Origin of the sequence: Nonomuraea zeae (assembly GCF_005889725.1) — a bacterium.
GTDB lineage: Bacteria > Actinomycetota > Actinomycetes > Streptosporangiales > Streptosporangiaceae > Nonomuraea > Nonomuraea zeae.
In genome coordinates, this window is record NZ_VCKX01000239.1 from 1 (window position 1) to 19,623 (window position 19,623).

Below are 19,623 nucleotides of genomic sequence, written 5' to 3' on the forward strand. Positions count from 1 at the left end.
GCCGGCGGCGGGCCGACCGGCCGGTGGCTGGCCAGTCAGCTGCGGCTGGCCGGGGTGCACGTGGTCGGCCGGGGAGGAGATGGACGGGATGCCGTCGGGCAGGCCGAGGCCGGGCCGGTCGGGCCCGTCGGGGTCGGTCTGCTCGGGGTCGGCGAACCAGTCGTAGACCGCGGCGTCGTCGTCCGAGACCTCCCACGGCTGTACGCCGGGCGGAGGCGTGGCGTCGTCGTCCGGCACCTTCCACGGTTGTACGCCCGCCGGCACCTCCGGCTCGGATCGGTAGGGCGGCGGGCCCTGGTAGGTGGGGACGACGGGCCGCGCCTCGGCGTCGGCCGCCTCGTCCGAGTCGGTGAACGCCGGTGGAACGTCTCGCCCGTTGGTCTGGCCGAAGCTCGGCGGTGGCGTCGCGGGTGCTGCCGAGCCGTCGGCTTCCCTGCGATCGTGCTCAGACCCGGGTTCCTGGCCACGCATAGGGCGAGCCTAGCGAGAGAGGCGAGATCGTTATGTCGGTATGGGCGTTCCCAGGCGCATCCGGCATCCCGTTTGGGGGGATAACCCGCTCAAAGCCGGATTGGCTCAGCCCGGGCTTCCGGTCAGCGTGCGGTTGTCAAGGGCCGGGAACACGGTGGCCTTGGTGATGTCGTTGATGGCCTCGAACAGGCGCTTCGAGCCCTTCTTGTCCGGCTTCGTGCCGTCCTTGTTCTGGAACCACACCAAGATCGCGTAGTGGCCGTGGGTCCAGATCTTGGCGCCGCCGCTGCCGGAGCCTAGAAGCTTGGTGACACTGTCCTTACCTGCCAGCGGCTTCACGTAATTCTTCGTGTCGCCGGCCTTGGCCACGGAGCTCGCGTTCTTGCTCGTCTTGAGGTTGGCGACGCCGACCGTGCCGATCACCTTGCCGTCCTTGTCGCGGAAGCTCGCGCGGACGAACTGAGTGCACTTGCCGGACTTGAGCGCCTTCTGGAGTGCGTCACCCAGGGCGCCGTCGTTGCACTTCTTGTCCTTGCTGGTGATCGTCATCTCGTAGCTGCGGCCGGAGACCGTGAGCTTCTTCTTCGAGCCGAAGACCTCCTTGACCGTGATCGGGTCGGGGTCCGTGCTGCGGCTGGCCGCGAAGCCGTACTTGCCGGGAGGGGCCGAGGGCAGCGGCGCGGTGGTCGGGCGAGGGTCGGCGGTGGCCGCGGCGGTGACGGCGTCGTCGGCGTTCCACATCAGTGCGAGGCCGCCGCCGAGCAGGCCGAGCACCGCGATGCCGCCGAGCGCGAACCACAGCGGAGCGCGCGAGGTACGCCCCTCGTCGTAGGGGCTCCAGCCCATCCGGCTCTGCGGCGCCCGCTCCGGCTCGTCGGCGGGCTGCTCCTTGTCCTTGTCCTTGCGGCCGCGGCGCGAGGCGCGGCGGCCCTTCTCGCCCGCGGCGCCGTCGGCCGCGTCGGAGGCGTCGCCCCCCGCGCTGCCCGGGCCGGCGGGTGCGCCGCCGGGGCCCGCGTGTGCTCCCGCGGGACTGGAGTGCGCGCCTCTGGGGCCGGAAGGGGCGTTGCCCGCGCCGCCAGGCTGGTTGCCCTGGCCGGGAGGCTGGTTGCTCTGGCCGTAGGGGGCGCCGAAGGGGGAGTTGCCGGGCGGTGGCGCGTTGCCCGGGCCCGAAGGCGGGTTGCCCCGGCCCGGCGGGGTGTTGCTCGGCTCGAAGAAGGAGTTGCCAGGGCCGGAAGGTACGTTGCCCCCGCCTTGGGACCCGCCGCCCGCCGGCGTGCCCGCGTCGAAGAAGGAGCCGCCCGCGCCCGAGTGACCGTTGCCCCGGCCGTTGGACGCGTTGCCGCGCGTCTCGAAGGGGGAGTTGCCGCCCGTCCCGTAGGGCGCGCTCCCCGTTCCGTAGGGGGCGCCGCCCTTGCCGTTTTCACGTTCCTCGGGAAAACCCATGCGGCGACATTACCGTGATGTTCGTCATCGGGTTCCGAAGTCCTGGGTCCACCAGGGCCCGCCGGGGCCGGACGCGACGCCGACGCCGATGGCCTTCAGGCCGCAGTCCAGGATGTTCTTGCGATGGTCGCGGCTGTCGAGCCAGCCGCGTACCGCCTCGTCAGGGGTGCTGTAGCCGGCGCCGATGTTCTCCGCGGCGCCCCAACGGTATCCGGCGCGTTCCATCCGGTCCCACGGTGACGCGCCGTCGGGGGAGTTGTGGCTGAGCTGCCCGCTCCGGGCCATCTCCAAAGAGTGCGTACGCGCCGAGCGGGTGAGCCCGCCGTCCACCCTGAGCGGCCCGCATCCGCGCTTGGACCTGGCCTCGTTGGTCAGGGAGACGACCCTGCTCGCCATCCCCGGCAGCAGCTCGGCCGAGTCGTTCTCGTCGCCGAGCACGTGGGTGGGCGCGTCCTGGGAATTGAAGCCCGGAATGTGATCCTTGGGGGACCTGGTGGGCTTCGGCGTGGCGGTGCCATGGGGCCGCGTCCTGGTCGTGGTCTTCCTGGGGATCATCTCGGCCTGCGGCTGGGCCTTCTTCACCGTCGTCGGCGCCGGGTTGGCGGTGGCGGCCGCGGGCGGAGCGGTCTCGTTGAGGAAGATGTGGGCGGCGGGCTCGGCGTCGTCGGACAGCCGGCCGATCAGCACGCCGGTGAACAGGACCGTCATGAGGCAGGCCAGGACACCCAGGTGATTCCGGCGCCGAGCGCCTCGCTGGGTTAGCCGGGAGTGAGAGTTCTGCCACATACCGCCGTCAACGATAGGGATGTCTGGTCCTGGGAAAGAAGGGGTCCCAGGGAAACGAAACCGAACCGTTCTGAGGTCGGGTAGACTCGTGCAGGGTTACCGGTCTTTTGACCTGTGCGCCTCTTGGCGGGTAGCCTAATCGTTCGTTGTGTGCATAGGTCCAGCGTGACCAATGCGCGGCGCGTCCGGCGTCATCTCCTATCTCGCGGAGACGGAAGGTCCGGGCCGTCGTGTGCCCGCACCGACCGACCAATGTAGCTGTCGCATCCGACAGCACCGAAGACGCGAGCATAAAGAAGGCTACGACCGTGCGCACGTACTCACCGAAGCCCGCCGACGTCCAGCGTCAGTGGTACGTCATCGACGCGACCGATGTCGTGCTGGGCCGGCTGGCCAGCCACGTCGCGACCCTGCTCCGCGGCAAGCACAAGCCGATCTTCGCCAACCACGTCGACACCGGTGACTTCGTCATCGTCATCAACGCGGACAAGATCGCGCTCAGCGGAAACAAGCGTGAGCAGAAGAAGGCCTACCGTCACTCGGGCTACCCGGGCGGTCTGCGTTCCGTCACCTATGGCGAGCTCATGGACAAGCGGCCCGACAAGGCCGTCGAGAAGGCCGTGAGGGGCATGCTGCCGAAGAACTCCCTCGGCCGGAAGATGGCCAAGAAGCTGAAGGTCTACGCGGGTTCCGATCACCCGCACCAGGCCCAGCAGCCGGTGCCGTTCCAGATCACCCAGATCGCCCAGTAGCTGACCTGCGGGGGGATACCTCCCGCGTGCCCCTCCCGGGGGCATCGAGTTTCGAAAGTTAGAGGAGAACCGTGGCTGAGCCCACCGGTGTCGAGACGGTCGTTGAGACGGCCGAGGCGGAGGACTTCTCCAGCGAGGAGTTCCCTTCCGAGTACACCACCGAGTCCACCGCCAGCGCTGACGCTCCCGTGCGCAAGCCCGTCACCACGGGCAACTCGTACGGCACCGGCCGCCGCAAGGAGGCGATCGCCCGCGTGCGCATCGTCCCCGGCAGCGGCAAGTGGACGATCAACGGCCGTACGCTGGACGCCTACTTCCCGAACAAGGTCCACCAGCAGATCGTCAACGAGCCCTTCGTGGTGCTCGGTGCCGAAGAGGCGTTCGACGTCATCGCGCGCATCGACGGCGGCGGCGTGACCGGCCAGGCCGGCGCGCTGCGCATGGGTCTTTCCCGCGCCCTGGCGATCCTGGACGTCGAGGTCAACCGGCCGCCGCTGAAGAAGGCCGGCTTCCTCACCCGTGACGCCCGCGCCACGGAGCGGAAGAAGTACGGCCTCAAGAAGGCCCGCAAGGCTCCGCAGTACAGCAAGCGCTAAATTGGCGCGCCTTTTCGGCACCGACGGGGTTCGTGGGGTCGCCGGTCGCGACCTCACGGCCGAGCTCGCCATGGACCTCTCGGTCGCGGCGGCTCACGTCCTCGGCGATGCGGGCGCGTTCGCGGCCACGGGACGCCGTCCCGTGGCCGTCGTGGGCCGGGACCCGCGTGCCTCCGGAGAATTCCTGGAGGCCGCCGTGGTCGCCGGCCTTGCGGCGTCTGGAGTGGATGTGTTGCGCCTCGGCGTGCTGCCCACCCCGGCCGTCGCCCACCTCACGGCCGCGCTCGGCGCCGATCTCGGCGTCATGCTGTCCGCGTCGCACAACCCGGCACCGGACAACGGCATCAAGTTCCTGGCCCGTGGCGGCTTCAAGCTGTCCGACGCGGTCGAGGACGAGATCGAGCGGCGGCTCGGCGAGGAGTGGACCTTCCCGGTCGGCTCGGCCGTGGGCCGCGTGCGCGACGCGTACGGCGAGGCCGACCGCTACATCTCCCACGTGCTGACCACGATGAACGCCGCCCTCGACGGCCTCAGCATCGTGGTCGACTGCGCTCACGGTGCCGCCCACATGGTGGCCCCTGAGGCGCTGGTGCGGGCGGGAGCCAGGGTCGAGGCCATCGGCGCCAGGCCCGACGGCCTGAACATCAACGCCGGCCACGGCTCGACCCACCTGGACAAGCTCCAGCAGGTGGTCATCTCGCGCGGCGCGGACCTGGGCGTGGCCTACGACGGCGACGCCGACCGCTGCCTCGCGGTCGACCACACGGGCACCGTCATCGACGGGGACCGGATCATGGCCATCCTGGCCGGCGCCATGCACGGCGAGGGGCTGCTGTCGAAGGACACCGTGGTCGCGACCGTGATGTCCAACCTGGGCTTCAAGCTGGCCATGCGCGACGCGGGCATCACCGTGGTGGAGACCGCGGTGGGCGACCGCTACGTGCTGGAGCGGATGAAGTCCGAGGGCTACAACCTGGGCGGCGAGCAGTCGGGGCATGTCATCATGCTCGACCACGCCACCACGGGCGACGGCCTGCTCACCTCGCTCCACCTGCTGGGCGTGGTGGCCAAGTCGGGCGTCCCGCTGAAGGAGCTGGCCTCGGTGATGACGCCGTTGCCGCAGATCCTGATCAACGTCAAGGGCGTGGACCGGGGCAAGGCCTCCGTGCCCGAGCTCATCGCCGCCGTGGTCGAGGCCGAGGCGGAGCTGGGCGAGACCGGCCGGGTCCTGATCAGGCCGAGCGGGACGGAGCCGATGATCCGGGTCATGGTCGAGGCCGCGTCGGAGGAGCACGCCACGCAGGTGGCCGGGCGCCTGGCCGACGTGGTGCGTACGGCCTGCGTCTGAAGGTTCTTTCTCATCGGGTACGGCACTGCGTGTGCCGTACCCGATGCTCTTTTCCCGTCACTCATCCCCTGTGAGGGAGAACGCCCGCAGGCGGCGGCCCGCCCAGAAGACGCAGCCGACCGCGACGACGATCAGGGCCGGTATGGCGAAGCCCAGCGTGACCTCCGTCTTGAGATACGGCGAGTCGGAGACCTCGTTGGCGATCGCCTGGCCCCACTGCTGGATCGAGAACTTGCGGGCGCCGGGGATGACGGTGGCGACCAGGCCCTCCCAGACCAGGGCGTAGACGATGCCGATCGTGACCGCGTGCCGGGTGATGACGCCCAGCAGGAGGAAGACGGCGGCGTACGCGATGCCGGCCACCAGCGTGCCCAGCGCGAAGCCCGGTGCGATGCCGTCCTCATTGCCGGCCAGCAGCCACGCCGCCAGGTAGGTGGGGACGGACGCGAACAGCACCAGCAGCGAGACCGCCACCGCGAACTTCGTCTGGGCGATCACCGGGCGGGAGATCGGCTTGGACATCAGGTGGATGATGGTCCCGTCGTCGATCTCCGGGGCGATCACGCCCGTTCCGGCGATCAGTCCGAGCAGCGGCAGCACGGTGTTGATGGCGAAGTTCTGCATCAGGAGCACGGCCGCGTGCTGGTCGACACCGCCCAGCAGGCGCAGCAGCACCGCCAGGCCGATCAGGGCCAGCGGGAGCAGCAGGAGCAGGATGATGCGGCGACGGCCGAGCAGGGCCCGGTAGGTGATGCCGGCGACGACGGTGTTCATGGCCTCACTCCGTTCGGCGACTCGGTCGCCCTGTGCCGCCGCCCTGCTCCGCTCTGGTCCTCCAGGTGAGGGCACTGCCTCGTGGTGTTCATCAGGTGCTCCTGGTGATGAGGTAGGAGAAGACGCTCTCCAGGTCCTCGTCCGCGGGGGAGACCTGGTGAAGGCGTACACCCTCCGCCTGGGCCACTCGGGGCAGCAGCCTGGCGAACCGGCGGAACTCGGTGGCCTGGACCTCAAGGCCGTCCGGGCGCAGGGTGATGCCGCCGGCGGACTGGTCGCGGATGAGGGCGGCGGCCAGCTTCCTGTCGTCGCTCGAACGGATCACGAACAGGTGGGGCCGGTCGGTCATGAGGCGGCGGATCTCGCGGAAGTTGCCCGACGCCGCGTGCCTGCCCGCCACCAGGACCTCGATGTGCTGGGCGACCCGTTCGACCTCCTCCAGGATGTGGGAGCTGAACAGGATCGTCTTGCCCGCCGTGCCCATGGCGCGGATCAGGTCCATCAGGTGGAGGCGCTGGCGGGGGTCCATGCCGTTGAACGGCTCGTCGAGCAGCAGCACGGGCGGGTCGTGGACGAGCGCCGCGGCCACCTTGACGCGCTGGCGCATGCCCTTGGAGTACGTCTCCACGCGCCGGTCCTTCGGCTCCTCCATCTCGACCGTGGCCAGGGCCTTGCGGGCCGCCTCGTCGGGGTCGGGGAGGCCGTGCAGCCTGGCGGCGGACAGAACGAACTGCCAGCCGGTGAGGAAGCCGTAGACACCTTCTCGTTCAGGGACTAACCCGATATTTCGATAAATATGGTGGTTCTTCCAGACCTGGGTGCCGTCCAGCGTGACCGAGCCGCCCGACGGTGCCAGGAACCCGGCCATCATGTGCAGCAGCGTGGACTTGCCCGCGCCGTTGGGGCCGAGCAGGCCGGTCACGCCGGGGCCGATCGTCATCGTGACGTCGTTGACCGCGACCACGTTGCCGTACCAGCGGGAAACCTGCGAGAGCTCGATCTTCATCGGGCGGCCGCCTTCCGGTAGCGCAGCGCGAGCGCGCCCAGGGCCAGCAGGACCAGCACCACGTAGGCCGCGACCGAGACCGGACCGCTGGGATAGGCGGCGTTCTCGATGGAGTGCGGCGGGGTGCCGAACAGCCAGGATTGCACGGAGTCCACCAGCCAGAACGGGTTCACCAGCCACGCCCAGGCGGCCGCCGACTCGTTGCCGCTCGAGTACAGCGTGCCGTAGATGAGCGGGACCGACGCGGACGACAGCAGGTAGACGGTGATCACCGAGGCCACGCCGAGCCCGCGCCGCGGCGTGAACGAGGACAGCGCCAGCCCGAACGCCGCCAGCAGCAGCGCCAGCGCCAGCGCCATGAGCATCGCGCCGAGATATTCGCCGGTGGCCGGCTCGCCCGGCATGTCCACCACCAGCTCGCCGACGTAGATCAGCGTGATCGGGGTCGCCACCAGCAGGAAGAGCGCGACGGTCATTGCCGCGACCTTGGCGCCGACGTACTCGACGACGGCGACGGGCCTGGACAGGTAGAGCGGCAGCACGCGGTGGCGCAGGTCGGGCGCGACGGCGGTGGGCGCCTGCGAGGCCAGGAAGATCGCCACCACGGCCTGCATGATGACGGCGAACCCGCTGTAGGGGAGGCCGCGCTGCGTGGCCAGCGCCATCATCGCGATGGACACGATGGCGGGCATCAGCATGATGGCGAACAGGGAGAACGGCACGATCTTGCTGCGGGCCGGGCGGCCGAGGCCGAAGATCCCGCGCAGGCTGTGGACGGCCAGCGCCCTGGCCGCGTAACCGCGCCCCAGCCGGACCCCTTCGTAGTGGCGATAGCCGATGTCGTAGATCTCAGACACCTGCGGTCTCCTCCCTGAAGACGTCCTCGATGCGGTGACGTCCCTGTTCGAGGCGGATGAGGCAGAGGTCCAGATCGACGGCGGCGTCGCGGATGGCGTCGAACGTCTCCGGCCCGAGCACCTTGACCACCAGCAGGCGGCCCTGCTGCGAGACGGTCTGGCCGGTCTCGGCCAGCCGGGCGGCCAGCGGCTCAAGGCCCTCGTCGACCTCGACCGTGACCGTCTGCGTGGCCTGGGTGAACTCGGCGATCGCGGAGGAGCGCAGCAGCCGGCCGGCGTCGATGACGATCACGTGGTCGCAGACGCGCTCCAGCTCGCCCAGCAGGTGAGAGGTCACCAGCACGCTGATGCCGAACTCGGTGCCGATGCGCCTGATCAGGGTCAGCATCTCGTCGCGGCCGCGCGGGTCGAGCCCGTTGGTCGGCTCGTCGAGGAAGATCAGTTTGGGGTCGTGCACGAGGGCCTGGGCCAGCTTGACGCGCTGTTTCATGCCCGTGGAGTAGCCGCCCACGGGACGGTAGCGCTCTTCGGCCAGGCCGACGTGGCGCAGGACGTCGGCGGCGCGTTCGCGGGCGGCCGTACGCGGCAGCCCGGACATCTGTGCGAGGTGGACGACCAGCTCGGTGGCGGAGACGTCGGGCGGGAGGCATTCGTGCTCGGGCATGTAACCGACGAGCCGGCGGATCTCGGCCCCCTGTGCGGTCACGTCCAGATCGAGCACCCTGGCCGTGCCGCCGGAGGGCGGCAGCAGGCCGAGCAGGATCTTGATCAGGGTCGACTTGCCCGCGCCGTTCGCCCCGACCAGACCGGTGACGCCAGGTCCCACGGTGACCGTGAGCTGATCGACCGCGGTGACCGTGGGGAAGCGTTTCGTCAGCCCCTCGGTGGCGAGGATGTGCATGTGCCGGACCCTACCCGGCGCGTCACGGCCGGCGCCTCGTTCAGACGGATGAACGACGTCCTACTTGAGGCCAGAATTTCCGCTGGACCAACAGCGTCGCGGTGCCCGAGATGATCATTCCGGCGATGTTGACGGCGAGCTGCGAGACCGAGCCCGCGACCTCCTTCCAGTCGCCCAGCGCCAGCGCGACGGCCAGGTAGCCGGCGGCGGGCACGGTGGTGACCGAGATGAAGACGCCGATCAGCGCCGACGACTTGCCCGCCGTGACCGACAGCACCCCGGCCGCCCCGGCCAGCAGGGCCACGATGAACGACCACCGGTCCGGCTTGACGATGAACTGGACCTCCTCGTTCCTGGTGAGGTTGTGGATGTCGATCCAGCCGAGCCAGTAGGAGACGAGCGCGCAGGCGAAGGTGATGGCGATCGCCACCGTGAACCCGACGAACAGGGTCCTGAAGGAGGAGATGATCAGATGCCGGCGGCGGCGCAGCAGGCCGAAGCAGATGGCTGCGACGGAGCCGAACTCGGGGCCGAGCACCATCGCGCCGACGATCAGGATGGGGGAGTTCTGCAGGATGCCGATGCCCGCGAGCTGGGTGGCGATGGCCAGGAAGGCCAGGTAGGCCCAGGTGATGCGGGAGTCGCTGTGCACCCGCTGGGCCAGCTCCTCCCAGACCACCGCGTCGTCGGGCTCGCCGGGCGCCTCCTCGACCGCCGCCGTGGCGACCTTGGACAGCGAGAGATCGACCTGTTCGAGGGCGATGGAGCCCTCCGTCTCCAGCCATTTGAGCTTGCCCAGCACCTCGTTGGCGGACTCTCTGGCCGCGTCGCAGAGGATCACGTCGCCCCTGGGCTCGCGGGCCACGTCCGGCAGGACGACGATGTTGGTGACGCCTGGGCATTCTTCCAACACCGCCGTCACCTCGCCGGTGCGCGCGGACGGGCTGATCAGTCGCAGGTGTAGCACGCAGCCATTGTTGTCCATTGAACGTTGACGCGTTGTTGACCCGCGTTCGCGAGGCTGCCTCACATGATCCGCTTGATGTGCCATGACCATGGTGAGGAGTGCTGGTTCGCCGGCATAGACGACCAGGAGTGCGGTGGCAGGTTCGGCCGGTACGTGCTGGAGGAGGCGGTCAGGTCTGACGAAGGCGGACCCGCCGGACCGCGTGGTCGGCGCCCTTCTTCAGTACGAGGTCGGCCCGGCCCCTGGTGGGGGCGATGTTCTCGACCAGGTTGCGCTCGTTGATGTCGCGCCAGACGTTGCGGGCGAAGCTGGTGGCCTCGTCGTAGGAGAGCTCGGCGATGTGCCGGAAGTACGATTTGGGGTCTTCGAAGGCGGTGCGGCGGAGCTTGTGGAACCGGTCGACGTACCAGTTGCGGATGTCCTCGACCTTGGCGTCGACGTAGATCGAGAAGTCGAAGTAGTCGTTGACCGCGAGGGACGTGGGCGGGGCTGGTTGGAGGACGTTTAGGCCCTCAATGATCAAGATATCCGGATTTTTTACGATTTGGGTTGTCTTGGGCACGATGTCGTACTCAAGGTGGCTGTAGACCGGGGCGTGCACCTCGGGTGATCCCGCCTTCACCTCCGCCACGAACCTGACCAGCGCCCGCCGGTCGTAGCTCTCGGGGAAGCCCTTGCGGTGCATGATCTTCTTGGACTCGAGCATCGCGTTCGGGTAGAGGAAGCTGTCGGTGGTGATCAGCTCCACGTGCGGGTGCTCGGGCCAGCGGGCCAGCAGCGTGTGCAGCAGCCGCGCCGTGGTCGACTTGCCGACCGCGACGCTGCCCGCGATGCCCAGGATGTACGGGACGCGCTGCTCGGGGTGGCCGAGGAACGCGCTCAGCACGCTGCTGCGTTGTTTGGACCCGGTGAAGTGCAGGTTCAGCAGCCGGGTCAGTGGGAGGTAGATGTCGGTGACCTCAGTGAGGTCGATGGGGTCGTCGACGCCGCGCAGCTCTTCCAGCTCGTCTGCGGTGAGAGTCAAGGGCGTGTTCTTGCGGAGTTCGCTCCACTGCTCCCTGCTCAGATCCACGTAGCCGTTGTTCACCTAGGCAGCGTAGCGATGTGCGGAGATGTGCACTTTGGCCGGGGTTCGCTGCCGGGAAGGCGCCTCTGCCAAGTTTTGCCGGAACTCGGCGGGCGAAGCCCTCGGAGGGGTTACTGTGCGGGGGCGTATGTCTAGGAGGGCTAGTGGACCGTCGTCGCTTCATCACCAACGTGGTCGCCATCGCGGGTCCCTTCGCCGGGGTCGCGTGCGCGGGAGCGCAGGGCGGCGCCAAGCCGGTGCGGGGCTACGGGCAGCTGAGACCCGTACGCGATCTCCGCGACGGGAAGGTCCGGCTGCACCTGCCCGACGGGTTCAAATATCGCTCGTTCAGCGTCGCCGGCGACAAGTTCAGCGACGGGTCGGCGGTGCCGGGCCGGCATGACGGCATGGCGGCCTTCTCCGGGCCCAAGGACAGCGCGATCCTGGTCCGCAACCACGAGGTCAACGGCCCGGTCGGCGCGTTCGGGGACAAGGACAAGGCCTACGACCCGATGGCCGGCGGCGGCACCTCGACGTTGCAGGTCACCCGCTACGGCGAGGTGATCAAGAGCGCGCCCTCGCTCAACGGCACCATGATGAACTGCTCGGGCGGCCCCATGGCGTGGCGGGCCTGGGTGAGCTGCGAGGAGACGGTCAACGGCCCCGACGTGGCCGACGACTTCTCCGGCGGCGACAACTCCAAGCTCACGAAGAAGCACGGCTACATCTTCGAGGTGCCGCTCGGCCGCGCCGCCACGGCCAAGCCGATCAGGTCGGCGGGCCGGTTCGCGCACGAGTCGGCCGCGTTCGATCCTTCGACGGGTGCGATCTACCTGACGGAGGACAATTTCGCCTTTCCCTCAGGGTTCTACCGGTATCTGCCGCCGAAGCACCCCGTACAGGCCGGGCGGCTGCTCGACGGCGGCAGGCTGCAGATGCTCGCGGTCAAGGGCGAGAAGCGCAAGGACCTGTCCGTGGGCCAGCGCCCCGGCACCGCGTACGCCACCGTCTGGGTGGACATCGACGATCCCGACCCGGCCTTCACCGGCAGGCCGGCCAACGACGTCGTGATCCAGGCCGTGGGCAAGCAGGGCAGGGAGGAGGGCGCGGCGATCTTCTCCCGGCTGGAGGGCGCGGTCTACCACCAGGGCACGGTGTACTTCGTCTCCACCCAGGGCGGGGTCAACGCCCCGGGCGACACCATCCTGTCCGGGTTCGGCAAGGGCCGGGGGCAGGTGTGGGCGTACGAGACGTGGAGCGGGCGGCTCAAGCTCGCCTACGAGTCGCCGCGCTCGTCGGTGCTCGACCTGCCCGACAACGTGACGGCCAGCAAGCGCGGCACGCTCGTGCTGTGCGAGGACGGAGACGGCGACAACTACCTGCGCGGGCTCAGCAAGGCGGGGGAGATCTTCGACTTCTGCCGCCTGGAGCCGATCGCGGGCGACGACGGGGCCGAGTTCGCGGGCTCCACGTTCGGTCCCGGCGGGCACACGCTGTACGTCAACATCCAGGCCAGGACCGGCATGTCGATCGCGATCTGGGGCCCGTGGGAGCGCGGCCCGTTCTGAGCCCGGCGGGTCTAGCCTGGGACGATGATCCTGGGAATCGGCGTGGACGTCGTGGACATCGCGCGCTTCGAGGCGTCCTTGGAGCGTACGCCGCGGCTGCTGGAACGCCTGTTCACCGAGACCGAGCGGCCGCTGCCGGTGCACTCGCTGGCCGCGCGGTTCGCCGCCAAGGAGGCCGTGGCCAAGGCGCTCGGCGCGCCCAAGGGGCTGGGGCACCTGGAGGCCGAGGTCCGGTGCGACGAGCTGGGCAAGCCGGAGCTGCACATCACGGGCAAGGCCGCCGAGGTCGCGCACGGGCTGGGGGTCAAACGCTGGCACGTTTCTCTCAGCCATGACGCGGGCGTCGCCGTGGCCTATGTGATCGCTGAGGGATAGCTTCGGATCATGCGCGCGACGGCATATGGCGACCGAGCAGCCGAACGGAGTGAGGCCATGAGGACCGCCTTCACCGCTGACCAGATCCGGGGCGCCGAGCACGTGCTCATGGCGCGGCTGCCCGAAGGGACGCTCATGCAGCGGGCCGCCGCCGGGCTCGCCGCCGTCTGCGCCGACCTGCTGGGCCGGGTCTACGGCAGACGCGTCGTGCTCCTCGTCGGCAGCGGCGACAACGGCGGTGACGCGCTCTACGCGGGCGAGCGCCTGGCCAGGCGGGGCGCCTGGGCGGGCGCGGTGCTGGCCGGGTCCAAGACGCACGAGGCGGGCCTGGCGGCGCTCAGGCAGGCCGGTGGGCGGGTCGTGGACGGCTCGGCGCTGGACGCGGCCGACCTGATCATCGACGGGCTGGTTGGCATCGGGGTGGCGGGTGCGCTGCGGGAGCCGTACGCGCGGCTGGCCGAGGACGCGAACGCCGCCCGCGCCCCGATCGTCGCCGTGGACGTGCCGAGCGGGGTGGACGCGAGCAGCGGCCGGGTGCAGGGCGCGGCCGTCCGCGCCAAGGTGACCGTGACCATGGGGGCCTGCAAGACGGGGCTGCTCGTCGATCCCGGCGCCTCCCGCACGGGGACGGTCGAGCTGGTGGACATCGGGCTCGGGCCCTACCTGCCCGATCCCGACGTCACCGCGCTGACCAGGGACGACGTCGCCGGCCTGCTGCCGAGGCCGGGCAACGAGTCGGACAAATACCGCAGAGGCGTGCTGGGCGTGGCGGCGGGCAGCGACCTGTTCACCGGGGCCGCCGTGCTGGCCGTGGGCGGCGCGCTGCGGGCCGGGGCGGGCATGGTGCGCTACGCGGGGCCGGGCGCGCCGGTCACGCAGGTGCGCTCGCACTGGCCGGAGGCCGTGGTGACCGAGCTGCGCCGGCCCTCGATCGAGGACGTCGGGCGGGTGCAGGCGTGGGTGCTCGGGCCCGGTCTGGGCACCGGCGACTGGGCGCACGAGCTGGCGGCCGAGGTGCTCGCCTCCGACGTGCCCGTGCTGATCGACGCCGACGGGCTGACGCTGGTGGCCGGGGACCGGGGGTTGCTGCGGCGTACCGCGCCGGTGCTGATCACGCCGCACGCCGGAGAGCTGGCCCGGCTGACCGGGGCCGACCGCGCCGACATCGAGGCGGACAGGCTGGCGCACGCCCGCGCGGCGGCGGCGGAGCTGGGCGTGACCGTGCTGCTCAAGGGCTCGACCACGGTGGTGGCCGAGAGCGCGGGGCCGGTGCGGGTCAACGCCACCGGCACCTCGTGGCTGTCCACCGGCGGCACCGGCGACGTGCTGTCCGGCATCGCGGGCGCGCTGCTCGCCCAGGGGCTGAGCTGCTACGACGCCGCGTCCTGCGGGGCCTACCTGCACGGGCTGGCGGGACGGCTGGCCGCCGAGGGCGCGCCGCTGACGGCCGCGGACGTGGCCACGTCCGTCCCCGCGGCCATCCGCGCCGTGACCGGGGGGCACGTGCGGTGAAAATCGCGCTCGACCACGAGCGCGAGCTGACACACTAGAAGGATGTACTCCTCGATGGCCACACCCGCACAGGCGCGGGTCGACCTGGCCGCGATCAGGCACAACGTGTCACTGCTCAAGGAGCAGGCGGGCGGCGCGGAGCTGATGGGCGCGGTCAAGGCCGACGCCTACGGACACGGCCTGGTGCCGGCGTCGGAGGCGGCGCTGGAGGGAGGGGCGAGCCGGCTGGGCACCGCGTTCGTCAGGGAGGCGCTCGCGCTGCGCGCGGCCGGCGTGACCGCGCCGATCCTGTCGTGGCTCATCACCCCGGACGAGCCGCTGGACCAGGCGCTCGAAGCCGACGTCGAGCTGTCGGCCGCCGACGCGCGGCTGCTCGGCGAGATCGCGGAGGTCGCGCGGCGCACGGGGCGCACGGCCAAGCTGCACCTGGAGGCCGACACCGGCATGAGCAGGGGCGGCGCCCCGCTCGCCGCCTGGCCCGGCCTGCTGGCCAAGGCGCTGGAGCTGCGCGCCGAGGGCGTCATCGACATCGTGGGGGTCTGGTCCCACTTCGCCTGCGCCGACATCCCCGGCCACCCGTCGATCGCGCTGCAGATCGAGGCGTTCGAGACGGCACTGAAGCTGGCCGAGCAGGCGGGCGCCGCCGGATCCCACGTGATCAGGCACCTGTCCAACTCGGCGGCCGCCATGACGCTGCCCGCCGCCCGCTACGACCTGGTCAGGCCCGGCATCGCGATGTACGGCCTGAGCCCGATCCCGGAGCTGGGCGACTTCGGCCTCAGGCCGGCGATGACCCTGGTGGCCCAGGTCGGCCTGGTCAAGCGGGTCCCGGAGGGCTCCGGCGTCTCCTACGCCCACCTCTACGTCACCGACCGCGAGACCACGCTCGGGCTCGTGCCGCTCGGCTACGCCGATGGCATACTCCGGCACGCGACGGGCAGAGCCGAAGTGCTCGCGGGCGGGCGTCGCAGGCGGATCGCGGGCCGGGTGTGCATGGACCAGTTCATGATCGACATGGGGGACGACCCGCTGTCGGCAGGGGACGAGGTCGTGCTGTTCGGGCCGGGTGACGGGGGCGAGCCGACCGCTCAGGAGTGGGCGGATACCCTCGGCACGATCACGCATGAGATCGTGACCAGGATCGGCTCGCGTGTGCCGCGAGTTCACGAGCACACCAGCTCAGTGACGACGGGCACTTCGCGACGGCCATGAGCGGAGAAGGATCGGGGACATGACGACGACGACAAGACGGCGCAGGGTAGGGATCGCCGGCGCTCTCGTCGGTGCGGCTTCCGCCGGTGTCGCGGCGGCGGCACTGGCCAAGCGTTACGCGGTCGGCCGGATCAGGCTGCGCCCCGACAACGAGGCGAGCGAGCCGTTCGGCGAGCTGCGGGGCAGGGAGCGCACGCACGTCACCTCCGACGGGATGGCGCTGCACGTCGAGATCGACGGCCCCGAGGACGCGCCGCTGACCATCGTGTTCTGCCACGGCTACTGCCTCAACCTGGAGTCCTGGCACTACCAGCGTAAGGACCTGCGCGAAAACTACCGTCTGGTGCTCTGGGACCAGCGCTCCCACGGGCGCTCGCAGCGCGCGGCGGCCGAGGAGAGCACGATCGACCGGCTGGGCGAGGACCTGGCCGAGGTGATCGAGAAATACGTGCCCGGCCCGTGCGTGCTGGTCGGCCACTCCATGGGCGGCATGACGATCATGGCGCTGGCCGACCGGCACCCCGGGCTGTTCGGCGACAAGATCCGCGCGGTGGCCCTCATCGCGACCTCGGCCGGCAAGCTGGCCGAGCTGACGCTGGGCCTGCCCGCGCTGCTGTCCAAGGCCGTGCACAAGGTCGCCCCCACCACCATCTCGATGCTGGGCAAGCGGGGCGCGCTGGTCGACCGGACCCGCCACGCGGGCAGCGACATCGCCTTCCTGATCACCCGCTACATGGGCTTCGGCGACTCGAAGAACATCAGCCCGACCGTCGTCGACTTCGCCGAGTCGATGATCAGGGCGACGCCGACCGAGGTGTTCGCCGACTTCTACCCGGCGCTGATGAACCACGACAAGCTCTCCGCGCTGCACGTGCTCGACCCGGTGCCCACGGCGATCCTGGTGGGCGACCACGACTGGCTGACCCCGCCCGACCACAGCAAGGCCATGGCCGCCGCGCTGCCCAAGGCCCAGTTCACCGAGGTCCCCGACACCTCCCACCTGATCCAGCTCGAACGTCCAGGCGTCGTCAACGACGTCCTGCGTGACCTGGTCAAGAGGGTGGAGGTCTAGTGAGACTGGCCACCGCCGAGGAGATGCGCGCGTTCGGCGCCCGCCTGGCCGCCCGCCTGCGGGCCGGAGACCTGCTCGTCCTGTCGGGGCCGCTCGGCGCGGGCAAGACGACGCTCGTGCAGGGCATCGCCGAAGGGCTCAAGGTCCGCGGCCCGATCACCTCGCCCACGTTCGTGATCGCCAGGGTGCACCCGTCGCTGCGCCAGGGCCCGCCGCTCGTCCACGCGGACGCCTACCGGCTCGGGGGCGACCTCGAAGTGGACGACCTCGACCTCGACGCCTCGCTGGAGGAGTCCGTCACCGTGGTCGAGTGGGGCGAGGGCCTGGTCGAGGGGCTGGCCGAAGACCGGCTGGAGATCCACATCGACCGCGAGGCGGGCGACGAGGCACGCCTGGTGACCGTGCGCGGCGTGGGCGCCAGATGGGCCGACACGCCGTCTGATCCGCTAGAAGACTAAAACCCCGGTCAATCACCGGCAATGCTGGCACCCTTGACGTACCAGGCCAAAGATGTAAATCATGATCATTGGCTAGGGATTCGCCCAGAATTTCTGGGTATCAGGAGGGGCGACATCCACCATTTTGGTGGATGCTTGGTGCAGGGACGGCAAAGTGGGGTGGCGGCCGGTGCTCAAGGTCAGGCGAGTCGCGTACGCGGGGGCCATCGTCATGGTCGGTCTGACCGGCTGCACAGCATCGGCAGAAAGCACACCGACACCGACACCCACCGCCAGCGGCAGCCCCACGACCCCCGCCACCAGCACCCCTGGCGGCATCGCCACGGGCAGCCCGCGGCCGACCACGACCACGACCAGGCCCACCATCCAGGTCCAGCTCAACCCCGACCGCGTCACCGCCGGCGAGACGTCCAGCGTGTGGATCCTCGCCAACTGCCCGGTCCCGACCGGCGGCCCCGCCCACACCGGCACCGCCACGTCCAGGGCGTTCGTCAACGGCGTCACGCTCAACCCGGTCCCCGCGACGTCCATCACCCCGACCGGGACCGCCACCCCGGCCAACGGCTCGCCCTGGGTGCGTGGAGAGGCGCGGGTCTCGGGAACGGTCCGACGCGGCAACTACCGGGTGGACGTCAAGTGTGACGGCACCAACGACATGGGCCGGGCCACGCTCCGGGTCGTCGCGGCCGACGCCCCGCCGACCACCGTGCCGAGCAAGGCGCCCAAGGCGGGCGGCGGCGGCACGTACGCGCAGGACGCCAGTGACGAGTCCTCGATCCCGGCCGGGCCGGCCGGCGTGCTGATCGGCCTGGCGCTCGCCGCCGGTGTCGGCATCGCGATCAAGCGCCGCAGCAAGGCGTAGACCATGGCCCGCCCAGGACGGGTGGTGCTCGCGGGCGCCGTCACCGGCCTGCTGCTGGTCGCGTTCGGCAAGAGCATGCAGACAGGCACCACCCCAGCCGCAGCCGTCGTGCCCGAGAGCATCGACATCCCGTCGATCGACGTCGAGGCTCCGCTCATGAAGCTCGGCCTGGAGAAGAACGGCGAGGTCGAGCTGCCTCCTTACGAGAAGCCGAAGGTCGCGGGCTGGTACACCGGCAGCGCCGTGCCCGGCGAGAAGGGCGCCTCGGTGATCATCGGGCACGTCGACACCAAGACGGCGCCCGCGGTGTTCTACAAGCTCAGGCAGTTACGCAAGGGCGAGACCGTCAAGGTCGAGCGCAGCGACGGCAAGGTCGTCAGCTTCAAGGTCGACGCCATCGAACAGGTGCACAAGGACTCCTTCCCCACCAGGCGCGTGTACATGGAGGATGGGCTCAAGCTGGTGACCTGCGGCGGCAAGTTCGACTACGCCAAGGGCGAATACCTCGACAACATCATCGTGTACGCCTCGGAGGCGTGAAAACGGTTTGCGCCTCCCAGGATCATGGAGCCATGAGCGTGGAGACGAACCCGCCCGCAGCGGGCGTCCGCGTGCCCTGGGCGGAGGTGCATCCGGGGGTGCGCGAGGCGGTGGAGGATTTTCTCGGCGGACGCGTGGTCGAGGCGAGCACCCAGCCGGGCGGGTTCTCCCCGGCGGCCGCGGCCCGGGTGCGCACCGACGGCGGCAGGCGCGCCTTCGTCAAGGCCGTCGGCCCTGAGCCGAACCCCGACACCCCCCGCATCTACCGGTCCGAGCTCAAGATCGCCGCGGCTCTGCCGGAGTCGGTGCCCGCGCCCAGGCTGCTGACCGGGTTCGAGGCCGAGGGGTGGGTGGCGCTGGTGTTCGAGGACGTCGAAGGCCGCCACCCCAGCCAGCCGTGGCGGCGCGACGAGCTCGACCGGGTGCTGGCGGCCGTCGGCGAGATGTCGGCCGCGCTCACGCCCGCGCCCATCGACGCGCCGCCGATCGCCAGGGCCTTCGGATCGGTGTTCAACGGCTGGCGGGAGCTGCTGGAGGAGGGCGCCGACGGTATCGACCCGTGGGCGCTGCGCCACCTCGATGCGCTGGCCGAGCTGGAGTCCGGCTGGGCCGCGGCGGCGGCGGGCGACAGCCTGGTGCACGCCGACCTGCGGGCCGACAACATCCTGCTGACCGATGACCGCGTGTACATCGTGGACTGGCCGTGGGCGTGCGTCGGCGCGTCCTGGTTCGACCTGGTGGGCCTGCTGCCCTCGATCGGGATGCAGGGCGGGCCGGCGCCGCACGAGCTGTTCACCGACCCCGACCCGGCCATCACCGCGGTGGTCGCCGCGCTCACCGGCTACTTCGTCAGGCAGAGCCGGCTGCCCGGGCCGCCGGGGATCCCGACGGTCAGGGCTTTTCAGCGGGCACAGGGCGCGGTGGCGCTCGACTGGCTGAAGCAGCGCACCGGCTGGGCCTGACGGCGCACGGGCCGGCCCGGCGGCGCACGGACCAGCTCTCGTGGCGGCGTACGGGTCGGGCAGGGGAGCGTCTATGGCGGGGTACGGGCCGGGCG

20 protein-coding genes and 1 pseudogene are annotated in these 19,623 nt (G+C 70.4%); 12 read left to right on the plus strand and 9 right to left on the minus strand.

Features of this window, described 5'->3' with window-relative positions; genetic code table 11:
• From ETD85_RS46410 to ETD85_RS46420, 3 genes and pseudogenes are all read right to left on the minus strand, one after another.
• A pseudogene (locus ETD85_RS46410) lies at nucleotides 1–471 on the minus strand (hypothetical protein); the annotation flags it as partial.
• 105 nt (nucleotides 472–576) lie between these two features.
• Nucleotides 577–1,914 (minus strand): hypothetical protein, encoded by a 1,338-nt coding sequence (locus ETD85_RS46415; RefSeq protein WP_138696245.1) that lies wholly within the window; start codon nucleotides 1,912–1,914, stop codon nucleotides 577–579.
• A gap of 24 nt (nucleotides 1,915–1,938) precedes the next feature.
• The gene (locus ETD85_RS46420) at nucleotides 1,939–2,622 is read right to left on the minus strand and encodes a CAP domain-containing protein (protein ID WP_170247207.1); all 684 of its coding nucleotides are present in this window, start codon (nucleotides 2,620–2,622) and stop codon (nucleotides 1,939–1,941) included.
• Between the two features lie 386 nt (nucleotides 2,623–3,008).
• On the opposite strand from ETD85_RS46420, the gene rplM reads away from it, so the two are divergent.
• The 3 genes from rplM to glmM all read left to right on the plus strand — a co-directional run bounded on the left by rplM (nucleotide 3,009) and on the right by glmM (nucleotide 5,396).
• Nucleotides 3,009–3,452, plus strand: a complete 444-nt coding sequence (gene rplM, locus ETD85_RS46425) for a 50S ribosomal protein L13 (RefSeq protein ID WP_138696247.1) — start codon at nucleotides 3,009–3,011, stop codon at nucleotides 3,450–3,452.
• 71 nt (nucleotides 3,453–3,523) lie between these two features.
• Nucleotides 3,524–4,048, plus strand: coding sequence for a 30S ribosomal protein S9 (gene rpsI, locus ETD85_RS46430; protein WP_138696248.1), 525 nt, complete (start codon nucleotides 3,524–3,526; stop codon nucleotides 4,046–4,048).
• Nucleotide 4,049: 1 nt separating this feature from the next.
• Nucleotides 4,050–5,396 carry a phosphoglucosamine mutase gene (gene glmM / locus ETD85_RS46435; protein ID WP_138696249.1) on the plus strand — a complete coding sequence of 449 codons (1,347 nt, stop codon included), beginning with the start codon at nucleotides 4,050–4,052 and terminating at the stop codon, nucleotides 5,394–5,396.
• Nucleotides 5,397–5,453: 57 nt separating this feature from the next.
• Here the strand turns inward: glmM and ETD85_RS46440 are convergent, their stop codons facing one another.
• The 6 genes from ETD85_RS46440 to coaA all read right to left on the minus strand — a co-directional run bounded on the left by ETD85_RS46440 (nucleotide 5,454) and on the right by coaA (nucleotide 10,973).
• Complete coding sequence (locus ETD85_RS46440; RefSeq protein WP_138696250.1) at nucleotides 5,454–6,170, minus strand: ABC transporter permease; 717 nt, start codon at nucleotides 6,168–6,170, stop codon at nucleotides 5,454–5,456.
• 91 nt (nucleotides 6,171–6,261) lie between these two features.
• Nucleotides 6,262–7,176 carry an ABC transporter ATP-binding protein gene (locus tag ETD85_RS46445; protein ID WP_138696251.1) on the minus strand — a complete coding sequence of 305 codons (915 nt, stop codon included), beginning with the start codon at nucleotides 7,174–7,176 and terminating at the stop codon, nucleotides 6,262–6,264.
• Nucleotides 7,173–8,033, minus strand: coding sequence for an ABC transporter permease (locus tag ETD85_RS46450; RefSeq protein ID WP_138696252.1), 861 nt, complete (start codon nucleotides 8,031–8,033; stop codon nucleotides 7,173–7,175). The genes ETD85_RS46445 and ETD85_RS46450 overlap by 4 nt, the downstream gene beginning before the upstream one ends.
• Nucleotides 8,026–8,934 (minus strand): ABC transporter ATP-binding protein, encoded by a 909-nt coding sequence (locus ETD85_RS46455; RefSeq protein ID WP_138696253.1) that lies wholly within the window; start codon nucleotides 8,932–8,934, stop codon nucleotides 8,026–8,028. The genes ETD85_RS46450 and ETD85_RS46455 overlap by 8 nt, the downstream gene beginning before the upstream one ends.
• A 40-nt stretch (nucleotides 8,935–8,974) precedes the next feature.
• On the minus strand, nucleotides 8,975–9,901 hold the full coding sequence (locus tag ETD85_RS46460; RefSeq protein WP_138696254.1) for a DUF389 domain-containing protein: 927 nt from the start codon (nucleotides 9,899–9,901) through the stop codon (nucleotides 8,975–8,977).
• A 169-nt stretch (nucleotides 9,902–10,070) separates the two neighbouring features.
• Nucleotides 10,071–10,973 (minus strand): type I pantothenate kinase, encoded by a 903-nt coding sequence (gene coaA, locus ETD85_RS46465; RefSeq protein WP_138696262.1) that lies wholly within the window; start codon nucleotides 10,971–10,973, stop codon nucleotides 10,071–10,073.
• Between the two features lie 158 nt (nucleotides 10,974–11,131).
• Here coaA and ETD85_RS46470 point away from each other — a divergent pair, with 158 nt between their 5' ends.
• The 9 genes from ETD85_RS46470 (at nucleotide 11,132) to ETD85_RS46510 (ending at nucleotide 19,528) form a co-directional block, all read left to right on the plus strand.
• Nucleotides 11,132–12,535: an alkaline phosphatase PhoX gene (locus ETD85_RS46470; protein WP_138696255.1), complete on the plus strand. Its 1,404-nt coding sequence runs from the start codon at nucleotides 11,132–11,134 to the stop codon at nucleotides 12,533–12,535.
• Between the two features lie 24 nt (nucleotides 12,536–12,559).
• Nucleotides 12,560–12,910 carry a holo-ACP synthase gene (locus ETD85_RS46475; RefSeq protein ID WP_138696256.1) on the plus strand — a complete coding sequence of 117 codons (351 nt, stop codon included), beginning with the start codon at nucleotides 12,560–12,562 and terminating at the stop codon, nucleotides 12,908–12,910.
• Nucleotides 12,911–12,967: 57 nt separating this feature from the next.
• Nucleotides 12,968–14,422, plus strand: coding sequence for an NAD(P)H-hydrate dehydratase (locus ETD85_RS46480; protein WP_138696257.1), 1,455 nt, complete (start codon nucleotides 12,968–12,970; stop codon nucleotides 14,420–14,422).
• 54 nt (nucleotides 14,423–14,476) lie between these two features.
• A complete protein-coding gene (gene alr, locus ETD85_RS46485; protein ID WP_138696258.1) occupies nucleotides 14,477–15,634 on the plus strand; it encodes an alanine racemase in 1,158 nt (385 codons plus the stop codon).
• 19 nt (nucleotides 15,635–15,653) lie between these two features.
• Nucleotides 15,654–16,706 carry an alpha/beta fold hydrolase gene (locus ETD85_RS46490; protein WP_138696259.1) on the plus strand — a complete coding sequence of 351 codons (1,053 nt, stop codon included), beginning with the start codon at nucleotides 15,654–15,656 and terminating at the stop codon, nucleotides 16,704–16,706.
• Nucleotides 16,706–17,164 (plus strand): tRNA (adenosine(37)-N6)-threonylcarbamoyltransferase complex ATPase subunit type 1 TsaE, encoded by a 459-nt coding sequence (tsaE, locus tag ETD85_RS46495; protein WP_276617358.1) that lies wholly within the window; start codon nucleotides 16,706–16,708, stop codon nucleotides 17,162–17,164. The genes ETD85_RS46490 and tsaE overlap by 1 nt, the downstream gene beginning before the upstream one ends.
• A gap of 154 nt (nucleotides 17,165–17,318) precedes the next feature.
• Nucleotides 17,319–18,026 carry a hypothetical protein gene (locus ETD85_RS46500; RefSeq protein WP_138696260.1) on the plus strand — a complete coding sequence of 236 codons (708 nt, stop codon included), beginning with the start codon at nucleotides 17,319–17,321 and terminating at the stop codon, nucleotides 18,024–18,026.
• Nucleotides 18,027–18,029: 3 nt separating this feature from the next.
• A complete protein-coding gene (locus ETD85_RS46505) occupies nucleotides 18,030–18,566 on the plus strand; it encodes a class F sortase (RefSeq protein ID WP_170247208.1) in 537 nt (178 codons plus the stop codon).
• 32 nt (nucleotides 18,567–18,598) lie between these two features.
• Nucleotides 18,599–19,528, plus strand: coding sequence for an aminoglycoside phosphotransferase family protein (locus ETD85_RS46510; protein ID WP_138696261.1), 930 nt, complete (start codon nucleotides 18,599–18,601; stop codon nucleotides 19,526–19,528).
• Nucleotides 19,529–19,623: the final 95 nt, after the last annotated feature.

Excerpts from the sequence above, each read along its gene's own strand:
- ETD85_RS46415 (WP_138696245.1), bottom strand. The coding sequence starts at position 1,914 with ATGGGTTTTCCCGAGGAACGTGAAAACGGCAAGGGCGGCGCCCCCTAC.
- ETD85_RS46420 (WP_170247207.1), bottom strand. The coding sequence starts at position 2,622 with ATGACGGTCCTGTTCACCGGCGTGCTGATCGGCCGGCTGTCCGACGAC.
- ETD85_RS46440 (WP_138696250.1), bottom strand. The coding sequence starts at position 6,170 with ATGAACACCGTCGTCGCCGGCATCACCTACCGGGCCCTGCTCGGCCGT.
- ETD85_RS46445 (WP_138696251.1), bottom strand. The coding sequence starts at position 7,176 with ATGAAGATCGAGCTCTCGCAGGTTTCCCGCTGGTACGGCAACGTGGTC.
- ETD85_RS46455 (WP_138696253.1), bottom strand. The coding sequence starts at position 8,934 with ATGCACATCCTCGCCACCGAGGGGCTGACGAAACGCTTCCCCACGGTC.
- ETD85_RS46475 (WP_138696256.1), top strand. The coding sequence starts at position 12,560 with ATGATCCTGGGAATCGGCGTGGACGTCGTGGACATCGCGCGCTTCGAG.
- ETD85_RS46480 (WP_138696257.1), top strand. The coding sequence starts at position 12,968 with ATGAGGACCGCCTTCACCGCTGACCAGATCCGGGGCGCCGAGCACGTG.
- alr (WP_138696258.1), top strand. The coding sequence starts at position 14,477 with ATGGCCACACCCGCACAGGCGCGGGTCGACCTGGCCGCGATCAGGCAC.
- ETD85_RS46490 (WP_138696259.1), top strand. The coding sequence starts at position 15,654 with ATGACGACGACGACAAGACGGCGCAGGGTAGGGATCGCCGGCGCTCTC.
- ETD85_RS46505 (WP_170247208.1), top strand. The coding sequence starts at position 18,030 with ATGGCCCGCCCAGGACGGGTGGTGCTCGCGGGCGCCGTCACCGGCCTG.
- ETD85_RS46510 (WP_138696261.1), top strand. The coding sequence starts at position 18,599 with ATGAGCGTGGAGACGAACCCGCCCGCAGCGGGCGTCCGCGTGCCCTGG.